This is a genomic window from Paraflavitalea sp., assembly GCF_059502485.1.
The window spans coordinates 753467-765565 of the sequence record NZ_JCACET010000010.1; the positions used below are offsets into that span (position 1 = coordinate 753467).

Annotated in this window: 9 protein-coding genes; 5 read left to right on the forward strand and 4 right to left on the reverse strand. The window is 49.1% G+C overall.

Annotated elements, in window-relative coordinates; genetic code table 11:
* Window positions 1–645: 645 nt before the first annotated feature.
* Both AC5JBY_RS20375 and AC5JBY_RS20380 read left to right on the forward strand, forming a co-directional pair.
* Window positions 646–840: a DUF3606 domain-containing protein gene (locus AC5JBY_RS20375; protein WP_495906492.1), complete on the forward strand. Its 195-nt coding sequence runs from the start codon at window positions 646–648 to the stop codon at window positions 838–840.
* A 124-nt stretch (window positions 841–964) separates the two neighbouring features.
* The gene (locus AC5JBY_RS20380; protein WP_495906493.1) at window positions 965–1246 is read left to right on the forward strand and encodes a hypothetical protein; all 282 of its coding nucleotides are present in this window, start codon (window positions 965–967) and stop codon (window positions 1244–1246) included.
* A 4-nt stretch (window positions 1247–1250) separates the two neighbouring features.
* On the opposite strand, the gene AC5JBY_RS20385 is transcribed toward AC5JBY_RS20380, so the two are convergent.
* Window positions 1251–2438, reverse strand: coding sequence for an acetate/propionate family kinase (locus AC5JBY_RS20385; RefSeq protein ID WP_495906494.1), 1188 nt, complete (start codon window positions 2436–2438; stop codon window positions 1251–1253).
* Between the two features lie 10 nt (window positions 2439–2448).
* Window positions 2449–4803 (reverse strand): phosphoketolase family protein, encoded by a 2355-nt coding sequence (locus AC5JBY_RS20390; RefSeq protein ID WP_495906495.1) that lies wholly within the window; start codon window positions 4801–4803, stop codon window positions 2449–2451.
* A gap of 92 nt (window positions 4804–4895) precedes the next feature.
* On the opposite strand from AC5JBY_RS20390, the gene AC5JBY_RS20395 reads away from it, so the two are divergent.
* Window positions 4896–6530 (forward strand): PAS domain S-box protein, encoded by a 1635-nt coding sequence (locus AC5JBY_RS20395; protein ID WP_495906496.1) that lies wholly within the window; start codon window positions 4896–4898, stop codon window positions 6528–6530.
* A gap of 8 nt (window positions 6531–6538) precedes the next feature.
* On the opposite strand, the gene AC5JBY_RS20400 is transcribed toward AC5JBY_RS20395, so the two are convergent.
* On the reverse strand, window positions 6539–6955 hold the full coding sequence (locus tag AC5JBY_RS20400) for a response regulator (protein WP_495906497.1): 417 nt from the start codon (window positions 6953–6955) through the stop codon (window positions 6539–6541).
* A 120-nt stretch (window positions 6956–7075) separates the two neighbouring features.
* Here AC5JBY_RS20400 and treZ point away from each other — a divergent pair, with 120 nt between their 5' ends.
* Both treZ and treY read left to right on the forward strand, forming a co-directional pair.
* Window positions 7076–8890, forward strand: coding sequence for a malto-oligosyltrehalose trehalohydrolase (treZ, locus tag AC5JBY_RS20405; protein ID WP_495906498.1), 1815 nt, complete (start codon window positions 7076–7078; stop codon window positions 8888–8890).
* Window positions 8887–11577 (forward strand): malto-oligosyltrehalose synthase, encoded by a 2691-nt coding sequence (gene treY, locus AC5JBY_RS20410; RefSeq protein ID WP_495906499.1) that lies wholly within the window; start codon window positions 8887–8889, stop codon window positions 11575–11577. The genes treZ and treY overlap by 4 nt, the downstream gene beginning before the upstream one ends.
* Here treY and AC5JBY_RS20415 read toward each other — a convergent pair.
* Entirely contained in the window at window positions 11574–11999 is a 426-nt protein-coding gene (locus AC5JBY_RS20415; RefSeq protein ID WP_495906500.1) for a response regulator, read from the reverse strand. The genes treY and AC5JBY_RS20415 overlap by 4 nt on opposite strands.
* Window positions 12000–12099: the final 100 nt, after the last annotated feature.

Here is a 12099-nt window from a genome sequence, read left to right on the forward strand (position 1 = left end):
CTATTCAGGCATTGAATCATTTGTCTTGTTAGGCATCCTTTGGTACATAGCGGTATCACCTTTTGTTGTGCCGGAGTCGGTATTCACAGGTGCTGATTGAGTATTGTTTTGTTCTGAAGGTTTGCTATCATTATTAGTGCAGGCATATAAAAGCAGCACAATACATCCAATGGTGGTAATCTTTTTCATAAGATCGCTGACACGAAAACCATACCATCGTTTCTGCATAAAAAAGCCCCCAGTCGGGGGCTAATAAAATGTTCAGGACGTTCTCTTAACCTGGTTTTCCAGGATACCGGATGCGGATTTGGATTTTTAAGCTGTTGATAGCATGTATGTACTGTTAGGGTACGAATCAGTTAACGGGCCATTTTCAAGGGACATTGGACATTTTGGACTGTGGGTGCAATCAGAACGATAGCATGTATCAACGATTATAAAGCTACTCGTCATGGTTTAAAATGTCAATAGGAAATCTACGAGAAAACGCACCTTATTTCATCATCCTACCAAGAACTGCGCAAGCTTTTCCACACTTTTTAGTCTACTACCATGTTTAGCTTTCTTGTACCTACACAATTGGCAACAGATTGTAATGCAAATAGTGAGGGCATGTGTGTTGCAGCATTTTTGAAAACGATTGTTATGGCAGATAATAAACTAAATACCGGCAAGCAAGATGATATCCGGGTTGACAGTAATGACCCCAATGAGGTGGAATACCTGCACCGGCAATTTCCCAATAAAAGTCATGAAGAGATCAAGCAGGCGATCCAGGCGAAAGGGCCGATCCGGAAGGATATTGTTGCGTTTTTAAGTGGGGAAAGTAACGAAGTTTAAGAAACATCTGGGCACAAGTACGCCAACTCACCAGTGCCGGGCTGCATACTTGCGCCAGTTCAATAATATTGTTGCCTTCTTAAGCGGAGAAAGCAAAGTGGTGTAAAAAAACTAAATCCTTTTTATGAACAGCAAAGATGAGGAGCCTTTAAAGGGCCAAGAGCCGGAGGAACCTACGACCGGCAATACTGACAATGCTGTTACCCTCAAGAAAACTACCGTTAAAGACAATGATACTGCGCCGGATGAATTCATCGGGCACGATGCGGATACTGACCTACCTGTAGACCGGCAGATCACCAATGATGGTGTGCTGCGGGGTGAAAAGCCGTTTGGGGAGGAGGAAGCCAACATTGCCGGTGATCAGCAGGAAGGTCCCAAGAAAATGGATGCGGGTAAAAAGTAATGCTTTATGCATTCATGCTTTGGCGTGCGATCTCCAATTCTTCATTGGTTGGAATGACCAATATTTTTACTTTCATTTTTTGATCGTGTATAGCCCGAAGGGTTGTAGTGGATTGTTCGTTCAGTGATGAGTCGATCGCGATCTGCAACCAGGAAAGGTCGTTGGTGATCATCGCACGCATATCGCTGTCGTGCTCTCCTACTCCGGCGGTAAAGATCAATGCATCGAGTCCGTTCAATATGGCTGTATAAGCCCCAATGTATTTTTTAATGCGGTAGGCGTAAAGCTCACGGGCAAAGCGAGCTGCATTATCTCCTTCCTTTGCTGCTTTGGCTACATCGCGCATATCGCTATGGCCTGTAAGGCCCAATAATCCTGCCTGTTTGTTCAATAAGTTGTTTACATACTCCACGCTCAAGCCATGTTGGGTCATGAGGTGTAGTACTACCGAAGGATCGATGTCACCACTGCGGGTGCCCATTACCAATCCACTCACGGGGCTAAAGCCCATGCTCGTATCGAGGGAGCGGGCTCCCTGAACGGCTGCTGCACTGCATCCGTTGCCGAGGTGCAGGCTGATCATGCGCGCATCGGGGTTGTTCAAATAGTTTCTTGCCTGTTCCGTGACGTACTTGTGGCTGATGCCATGAAAGCCGTATGCACGTATTTTATCGTTGCGGAAATAGTTATGGGGTAAGGCATATTGTGCAGCAGTTTGTGGCAAATCGTGGTGGAAGGCCGTATCGAAAACTGCTACCTGGCGGGCGGCCGGAAAAAAGGCGGCGGTTACTTCGATGCATCGAAGACTAACCGGATTGTGTAATGGTGCAAACGGAATGAGTTGTTTGATCTTTTCCTTCACGGCTGGTGTGATCTGCATGGCTTTTGCATAATCACCGCCATGCACCACACGATGCCCAATGATCTCCACTTCTTCAACGTTTTTTATTACCGCATGTCCGGGGCTACTCAACAGCTTTACTATCTGCCGCACTGCTTCTGCATGATCGGCAACAGCCCCCTGGTGTTCTATTTTCTTTTCTGTACCGTTTACCGTATACGTTCCTTGTATGGATGCTTTTTCTTCCCCGATCCTTTCGGCGATGCCTGAGCATAGTACTTTTTCTTCCGGCATATCGAATAGCCGGAACTTCAGGGAGCTGCTGCCTGCGTTGATGACGAGGACCTTCATTTGTTGTATATTAATATTTCCATGTCCAGTCTTTTACTTCGGGCATATCCATTCCGTTTGCGTTGATGTAGTTGCGGTGTTGTATGAGTTTGTCCTGCATGGCTTGCTTAACGTAGGAAGCGTGGCTTCCCAATTGCGGCAGGCGGTCGATGACATCCTGCACGAGATGGAAGCGGTCCATGTCGTTCAACACCGTCATATCAAATGGCGTGGTGATGGTGCCTTCTTCTTTGTAGCCACGTACATGGATGTTGTCGTGGTTGGTGCGTTTATAGGTAAGGCGGTGTATTAGCCAGGGATAACCGTGAAAAGCAAAGATGACCGGTTTGTCTTTGGTAAACAGGGTATCGAAGTCTTTATCGTTCAAGCCGTGTGGATGTTCGGTATCGGGCTGCAGCTTCATGAGGTCTACCACATTTACCACACGTATTTTCAGGTTGGGCAACTCTTCTCTCAGGATGGATACTGCTGCAAGGGTTTCGAGGGTGGGCACATCACCTGCGCACACCATTACTACATCGGGATCGGCGTCCTCGTCGTTGCTGGCCCATGTCCAGATACCAATTCCTTTTGTACAATGCACTACGGTTTCATCCATCGACAGCCATTGTGGTGATGGGTGTTTACCAGCCACTACTACGTTTACATAATGTCTGCTCTGGAGACAATGATCCATGACTGATAGCAGGCAGTTGGCATCCGGTGGTAAGTATACGCGCACGACCGATGCTTTTTTGTTTACTACATGGTCAATGAAGCCAGGGTCCTGGTGGGTGAATCCGTTGTGGTCCTGCCGCCATACGTGGGAGGCCAATAAAATATTGAGTGAAGGTAGTTTCCTGCGCCAGTTGAGGTGGGCTGTCATCTTCAACCACTTTGCGTGCTGGTTGAACATGGAGTCTACAATATGGATAAATGCTTCGTAGCAACTGAACAAGCCATGACGGCCAGTAAGTAAGTATCCTTCCAACCAGCCTTCGCACTGGTGCTCGCTCAGCATTTCGAGGACGCGGCCATCTTTTTGCTGGAACTCATCGGTATCGATGGTTTCGCCCCACCATTGGCGGTTGGTGGCTTCAAATACTGCGTTGAGGCGGTTGGACAGTGTTTCGTCTGGACCAAAGACCCGGAAGTTGCGATGGTCTTGATTGAGTTTGATCACATCGCGGATGAATGTGCCCAGTATCCTTGTATCGCCTGGACCTTGTTGGCTGCGTTTCTTCACTTCGAGGGCGTATTCTTTAAAATCGGGCATGCGCAGCTCGCGGAGGATACCTCCGTGTGCATGTACATTGGCGCCCATTCTTTTTGTACCCGACGGGGCGAGGGCTGTTAGTGCGGGCAACAGGGCTCCGTTGTCATCAAACAATTCTGCGGGTTTATAGCTGCGCAGCCAGGCTTCGAGCTGCTGCAGGTGTTCCGGCTTTTTACCTGGTTCATTCAACGGTACCTGGTGTGAGCGGAAGGTGCCTTCTACCGGCAGGCCGTCTACTTCTTTGGGGCCTGTCCATCCTTTGGGTGTTTTTAAAATGATCATGGGCCAGGAAGGACGTTTCATCTGTTTATCATTTGCTGCCTGCTCCCGGATGTGTTGTATCTCTTCTATCACTTCATCCAGTACCTGCATCATCTTTGCATGCATGGTCATCGGATCGTCTCCGGCCAGCAGGTATGGTTTCCAACCGTAACCTTTAAACAGACTGGTCAGTTCATCCTCACTAATGCGGGCAAATATGGTGGGATTAGCAATCTTGTATCCATTGAGGTGAAGGATAGGCAACACTACCCCATCTGTTACGGGGTTGAGAAATTTATTGGAATGCCATGCGGTGGCCAGGGGACCTGTTTCTGCTTCACCATCTCCTACCACACAGGCTGCGATGAGGCCGGGATTGTCGAAGACGGCACCGAAGGCGTGGCTTAATGAATATCCCAGTTCGCCGCCCTCATGCATGGAACCGGGGCATTCCGGGGACACATGGCTTGGGATGCCGCCGGGAAAGGAGAACTGTTTGAACAGTTTTTTCATGCCTTCTTCATCGCGGGTGATGTCGGGGTATATTTCTGTGTAGGTGCCTTCGAGGTACGTGTTTGCCACCATGGCAGGGCCACCGTGTCCCGGACCTGAGATGTATAGCATATCCAGGTGATATTTCGTGATGGCGCGGTTGAGGTGGGCATAGATAAAGTTCTGTCCGGGTGTGGTGCCCCAATGGCCCAGCAGCATTTGCTTGATGTGGTCAATCTTCAGCGGTTCTTTCATGAGGGGGTTATCGCGCAGGTAGATCTGTCCTACGGACAGGTAATTGGCTGCACGCCAGTAAGCGTCTATTTTTAGCAGGAGGTCTGTGTCTGGCTGATTCATCGTGGTGGGTATTTATAAAACAACTGCCTGTGCATTTATTTCTACACTCGTTTTTTAATATGTGCAACGCTTGGGATCGAGTAAATTGTGGAATGGTATCACAGGAGTTGTTGTCGATTGCTCTCGAACGTGAAAAGTATTATCAATCGCTGCTGGCCAATTTGCCATTGGCTGCTTATGCGTGTGATCAAACGGGTCGTATTACTTTCTTTAATGAAGCGGCTGTTGAACTGTGGGGATACCGGCCGGCGATCAATAACCCGCTGTTGAAATATTGTGCGTGTCATAAGGTTTTCGTGGATGGCAACCTGATCGTTCCGGAGCAAACTCCGATGGCGATGGCGTTGCAAACGGGCCAGTCTTTCCGTAATGTGGAAGCAGTCGTTGAGCGGCCTGATGGTTCTACTTTTTATGCCAGCGTAAATATCAACGCGCTCTTCAATGAGCACAAGGAGGTAGTAGGCGCCATCAATATTTTCCAGGACATCAGTGATTCAACGAATACCAAGCATGTTTTGCAGGAACGTGCTTCGGACTACCGTAGCCAAACTGTGCGGCTGGAAAAACTGTTCTCTGAACAATCGCTCGATCTTCAGTCTACCACGGGTCAACTAAAGCAAACTGAAGAGTTGTATTATAAGATGGTAGAAGAGGTAGAGGATTATGCCATCATCTTATTGAACCGGGATGGCGTTATCCGGAACTGGAACCGGGGCGCTGAAAAAATAAAGGGGTACCGGGAAGCGGATATTGTGGGAAAGAGTTTCCAGGAATTTTACCTGCCAGAGGACCGTGCCAACGGGCTTCCGCTACAACTGCTGGAACAAGCACGCCTCACCGGCAAAGCAGCTCATGAGGGCTGGCGGCGGCGTAGTGATGGCAGTGCTTTCTGGGGCAGCGTGCTGCTGACGGCCCTGCATAATGATCATCAGGAAGTAATCGGCTTTTCGAAGGTGACCCGCGATCTTACGGAACGCAAGCTTTCCGAGGATAAGCTGCAGGAATACCTGCGTGAGCTGGAGTTTCAGAATAAGGAGCTGGAGCAGTTTGTTTATGCCTGCTCGCATGATATCAAAGAGCCTTTGCGAAAAATCCTTTTTTATCATTCCATGATCGCTGAGCACTCGCTTGCTGCGCTCGACGAAAAATCGCAAACTTACTTCCAACGTTCGTCAGATGCAGCCATGCGTATGAAACGTCTGATCGATGACCTGCTGACCTATTCTTTGAATACTTCGCAGGCGGAGGTATTAAGCAAAGTGGATATGAATGTGCTGCTGGGCGAAGTGATGCATGGGCTGACCGAGGAAACAGCCACTCACCAGGTTGTGCTGCTTGTAAAAAATCCGCTGCCTGTAGTGGAAGTCATTCCTTTCCAGATAAAACAGCTTTTGCATAACCTGGTGCACAACGCCATCAAATACAGGCACCCTGAGCGGGAATGCCGCATCGAGCTAAACAGTGAGCTTGTGCATGGTGATGGTGACCAGGTGGCTGCCGGCTTTTATCATAAGATCCAGGTTGCGGACAACGGGATGGGCTTCGAGCCTGACAATGCCTCCAAAATCTTCAAACTTTTCCACCGTTTAAAGTCTACTGCAGCGCAACCGGGTTCCGGGATCGGCCTGGCGATCTGTAAGAAGATCGTGCAAAATCATAAGGGTACTATCCTGGCTGAAGGCATGCCGGGTGTTGGCGCTACGTTCACTATGTATCTTCCGGTGTAATTATCTTATTAGTTGCGTTCTTGTTTACTCAGGCTTACCAATTTTTGGGCGAGGTTGCGCAGCTCCGGCCAACTGATGGGCTTGACGATGTATTCGTCGGCGCCATTGGCCAGGCACTCGTTTATATTCAGGGGAGAACTGGAAGTGCTAAGAACGACCCGGGGTATGGTGTGTAACCTGTGTTGTTGCTTCATATACAAGAGTACTTCGGCACCGGTCAATTCGGGCATATTGTAATCGAGCACCACCAGTCCGGGCAGGGTGCCTGTTTCTTCGCGCTCGAAATATTGCTGTACCAAACGTCCATTACTGAACTTGAGCAGCTCAGCAGCAGGATCTATATCATGGATTGCCTGCTCTATCAGTTCTATGTCATCGGCATCATCGTCCGCAATAAGAATACGGGATGGTATACTTAAGCTCATGGTAATTTTGGTTACTGCAATTTTAAAAAAAATACCAAAATGTAGCAACGCCTGCTTAATTTTTTTTTGAATGGTGAGCGCTGGCATGTGATTTAAAGTCATTGCTTCTAAAAAGGTATCTTGAATACTATCTACCCTACTCCCGGCGCTTTGCTTCAACCTAATGGTGATTGTGTATTTACTGTGTGGGCTCCTTTGCGTGAACAGGTTTTCCTTCAAATTACCGGTACCGATGTAATGCGGCATGCGATGGAGCGGGATGAGGCCGGCTACTGGAGCGTCCGATTGCCTAATATCGATGCTGGTTGTTACTATTATTTTGAGCCGGAAGCCGGGCTGGTCCGCCCTGACCCTGCTTCGCGGAGTCAGCCCATGGGGGTACATGGCCCCTCAGCTGTTGTAGACGGGCGGCAATTTGCCTGGACCGATGAAATCTGGACCGGTCTTGAATCAAAGGAACTGATCCTGTATGAACTTCATACCGGTACTTTTTCTGCTACGCGTAATTTTCAAGGTATTATTTCCCGCTTACCTTATTTGCAATCACTGGGCTTTACGGCCATCGAGCTGATGCCGGTGGCACAGGTTCCCGGCCAACGTAACTGGGGCTATGATGGGGTATTTCCTTTTGCCGTGCAAAACAGTTATGGCAGTGCCGATGATCTGAAAGAGCTGGTGAATGCGGCGCATGCACATGGCATTGCGGTGATCCTGGATGTGGTGTATAATCACCTGGGGCCGGAAGGGAATTGTTTTCCCGATTATGGTCCTTATTTCTCCGAGAAGTATAAGACGCCGTGGGGCAAGGCAATCAATATGGATGATGCGTGGTGTGACGGGGTGCGTCATTTTTTTCTGCAGAATGCGCTGATGTGGCTGGAGGAGTTTCATGTGGATGGTTTGAGGCTGGATGCCGTGCATGCCATCTGGGATGTGAGTGCGCGTCCTTTCTTGCGACAGTTGTCGAATGCGGTGCGGGAGCTGGAAAAGCGGACCGGCAAACGGAAGATCCTCATTGCTGAACTTGATTATAATGATCCAAGATATATTGACCCACCCTATAAAGGGGGATTTGGTTTGGACATGCAGTGGATCGATGAGTTTCATCATGCGTTGCATGCGGTGATCACCGGTGAGGTGAATGGTTATTATGAGGATTTTGGGGAGCTGGCGCATCTTGCGAAATCATTCAACAGTTCCTATGTATATACCGGTGAGTACTCTGTTCACCGCAAGAAGCATTTCGGAGCTTTGCCGGGTGAGCATGGTTATGATCGGTTTGTGGTGTTTGCACAGAATCATGACCAGATCGGTAACCGGCTGGCGGGTGACCGGCTTACGGCTTCGCTTTCTTTCGATCAATTGAAACTGGCGGCGGCCACCGTCTTGTTGTCTCCTCATATACCCCTGTTGTTCATGGGCGAAGAATATGGTGAAACAAATTCTTTTCAATTTTTCACGGATCATTCGGATCCTGAGCTGATCGCTTCGTTGCGCGAAGGGCGCAAGAAAGAGTTTTCTTATTTCAACTGGGAAGGGGATGTGCCTGATCCGCAATCGGAGGAAGTTTTTGAACAAAGTATGCTGAGCTGGCAAACGGACAGCGAGCAAGGCGCTGCACTACTGGCCTGGTATAAGCATCTTATCCACTTTCGTAAAACGAGGCCGGCTATGCAGCATTATGAGCGTGGCGGCACCAGGGCTGAGGTGGCCGGTGAAAAATTGTTGTATGTGGAGCGGCAGGGTAATGGTGACCGGCTTGCCATGTGGTTCAACTTCGATGATAAAGTTGCCGATGTGCATCATACCGGGACTTCTTCGCTGCAGCGACTGTTCTGTTCTTCTGTTGATGATTCGCCTGTGACTGCGGAGCCAAACGGCATCGTTACGGTGCCCGGGCATTCGGTGGCTGTTTATGAAATTTCTACTTTATGACTTCATCATTACCTACTATAATTACTGGCACCTATCGTGTGCAACTGCACCAGGGTTTTACTTTGGGTGACCTTGCAGGTTTGATCGATTACCTGCATCAGCTGGGTGTTTCGACGGTGTATGCTTCTCCCCTATTTCAGGCTGTGCCGGGCAGCCTGCATGGGTATGATGTGACTGACCCGCATGTGCTGAATCCGGAAATCGGTACGCGCGAGGAACTGGAGTCAATCGCTGCACAATTGAAGGAAAGGGGCATGAACTGGCTGCAGGATATTGTGCCTAATCATATGTCGTTTCATGCCAACAACGGGCGACTCATGGATGTGCTGGAACGTGGGGCTGCTTCTTTGTATTACCGGTATTTCGATATCGACTGGGAGCACCCGGATCCTTCGTTGCATGGAAAGGTGATCGTGCCCTTTCTGGGGATGCCGTTGGAGGATTGTGTGAAAGAGCAACAAATAAAGCTTGTGTTTTCTGAGCGTGGGCCGGGCTTTGCTTACGGGGAGCAGTGGTTTCCCTTATCTGTTGGTGCTTATGCTTTATTGATCCAATCGTTGGATGACGCTGCTGCAGGACGGGCTGTTGCGGCTTACCTGCAGGCATTGCTTAATGTGTCTACTTCTCATAAGGATATTGCCGACTGGCAACGGTATAAGGCTGAGCGCTATGAATTGCTGTTGCGTGAAAATGGATGGGAAGAAGTTCCAGCTGTGGTGTGTGATGTGGTTAATGATCATGCATCGTTATTAACTGCATTGCTGCAGGAGCAATATTACCGGCTGGCATATTTCCGGGAGGCATCGGAGCGGATGAATTACCGGCGCTTTTTTACCGTGAACGAACTGATCTGTCTGCGTATGGAGGATGGGGATGTTTTTAATGAATATCACCGTTTTATTGCAGACCTGTATTTGCATGGCCTTGTTCAGGGCTTGCGCATTGACCACATCGATGGGTTGCGTGACCCTGCCGGTTATATTCAACGATTGCGCGGCATGGCGGGCAGTGATTGTTACCTGATTGCCGAGAAAATCCTTGAAGTGGGTGAAGGGCTTCCGGATGATTGGGGACTTGCCGGCACCAGTGGTTATGAATTTCTTTCTTTTACCAACCGGTTGTTTACGGATAAGGCTGGCTATAAGGCATTGCATACCTATTATGCGCAGTTGTTGCCGGAGGCGCCTGGTTATGCTTCGATGGTGCCTGCAAAGAAGCGGCTGATCCTCGAAGAATATATGCAGGGTGAATGGGAGAATCTTACGGCCTTGTTCTATGGTTTGCCGGACCGCCCGGATGATGTGGGCCGGAGAGCGCTCCGGGAAGCCATCGGAGTATTCATGGTATTGCTTCCGGTATACCGGCTTTATCCGCATGGTGCTACCCTACCGGATCATGAGCAGCGTATCATCGATGCAACTTTCGATAAAGCTTTGCAGCTGCATCCTGATCTGGCAGGGGCTTTACAATTTTTACAGGGTTTATGGAATAATAAACCGGGATTGCTGACGAATGGTTCGCAACGCATTGCGTGTTTGCAAAGGCTGATGCAGTTTACCGGACCGCTAACGGCGAAGGGCGTAGAGGATACTACGTTTTATGTGTTCAATGCTTTGCTTTCGCACAACGAGGTGGGTGATGATCCTTCTGCGCCTGTACTGGATGCGGAAGGGTTTCATGGGTTGATGCGAGAGCGTTTATTGAAGACGCCTTTGTCATTGAACGGCACCAGCACACACGATACCAAGCGGGGTGAAGACGGGCGGCTGCGGCTCAACCTGCTCAGTCTATTTGCTGCGGAGTGGCAGGAGCTGGTGGACAGCTGGCGGGTGACGTATGGCGGTGATGATGCGCCTGACCTCAATGATCAATATTTTATTTATCAATCGCTCGTATCGGGGTTTCCTATCGATGGTGTTGTAACTGATGAATACCGGCAGCGGTTGTGCGATTATGTGGTGAAAGCGCTGCATGAGGCCAAGGTGCGGTCGAACTGGATTGATCCTGATGAGGCGTATGAAAAGCGGTGTACCGATCTTATACACCGGCTGCTGGATGATGGGTCATCATTTTTGCGGAGTTTCCGGCCTTTTATGTCGCGGGTGGATGCTTATCTTCCTATTTATTCGGTTGTACAAACTTTGCTGAAGATCACTGCGCCGGGCATTCCGGACATTTACCAGGGCTGTGAGCTGTGGGACTTCAGCTATGTGGATCCCGATAACCGGCGGCCTGTGGATTACGCTTTGCGGAAGGAGTACCTGAATGAACTGATAGCGCTTGAACAGCAAGGTAACGACGTGCTGCTGCCATGGGTACATAACCATGATGCTGCGGGTGCCGGCAAGCTATTGGCTACCTGGAAGGGGCTGCAGCTCAGGCGCAATAATCCATTTTTGTTTCTGGATGGGGACTATATACCTGTTTATCCCAGCCGACCTGCGCCGGTGGTTGCCTTCCTGCGCTGGTATTCTGCTTCGTGGGTGCTGGTGGCTGTGCCGCTGCTTCACCGGGATGTATTGTCTTCTCCGCAATCTTTGTGGAAGGATGTGTATTTATTGCTGCCGGATGGTATAGCTGGTACCGGTCGTAATGTATTGACAGGTGAAGTGTTTGCCATCAGCGACCGGCTTCCGGTGGAAGGATTGTTCAGGAAGTTTCCGGCTGCGTTGGTGACTGGTAGTTAACTCATTTGCTTGGAGGGCATTTTGCTTGTCTTCCAGTAGTTAATAATATTCGTGAAGGTGGCTTTGAGCTCACTGAAACTGGTGTCTTTGATAAAGAAGCCATGTACGGATAGTTCATAAGCCTTGAATATTTGTTGTTCGGATGCTGCCGTGGACCAAAATATAAAGGGTACGCTTCTGAACTGGGGTGATCCTGTGGCCAGCATTTTTTCTCTCAATTCAAATCCGTCTGTGCCCGGTAAGTTGACCGAGCAAAGGATAATGAATGGGGTTATGTTGATGTCAGCTAACATCGTCATCGCTTCTTCTGCTGACTTTACGAAGACCAATTCATTTGTCAATTCCAGTTCGCGCCATATCTCTCTTACCATGTACTGATCATCATTATCGCTATCGATAATCCATACGGCTTGTTGCTGCATAGCTCCCTTTTTTTAAAAAAAATATTTATAATTTTTGTGCCAGTTGAGAAAGCTTCGAATTGCGAGCGTCGAGCTACGAGGCGCTTGCTTCGATAGGGCC

Bases quoted from the DNA above. Each gene is read 5' to 3' on its own strand.
- AC5JBY_RS20385 (WP_495906494.1), bottom strand. From the start codon at position 2,438: ATGAAGGTCCTCGTCATCAACGCAGGCAGCAGCTCCCTGAAGTTCCGG.
- AC5JBY_RS20395 (WP_495906496.1), top strand. From the start codon at position 4,896: ATGGTATCACAGGAGTTGTTGTCGATTGCTCTCGAACGTGAAAAGTAT.
- treY (WP_495906499.1), top strand. From the start codon at position 8,887: ATGACTTCATCATTACCTACTATAATTACTGGCACCTATCGTGTGCAA.
- AC5JBY_RS20415 (WP_495906500.1), bottom strand. From the start codon at position 11,999: ATGCAGCAACAAGCCGTATGGATTATCGATAGCGATAATGATGATCAG.
- AC5JBY_RS20400 (WP_495906497.1), bottom strand. From the start codon at position 6,955: ATGAGCTTAAGTATACCATCCCGTATTCTTATTGCGGACGATGATGCC.
- AC5JBY_RS20375 (WP_495906492.1), top strand. From the start codon at position 646: ATGGCAGATAATAAACTAAATACCGGCAAGCAAGATGATATCCGGGTT.
- AC5JBY_RS20390 (WP_495906495.1), bottom strand. From the start codon at position 4,803: ATGAATCAGCCAGACACAGACCTCCTGCTAAAAATAGACGCTTACTGG.
- AC5JBY_RS20380 (WP_495906493.1), top strand. From the start codon at position 965: ATGAACAGCAAAGATGAGGAGCCTTTAAAGGGCCAAGAGCCGGAGGAA.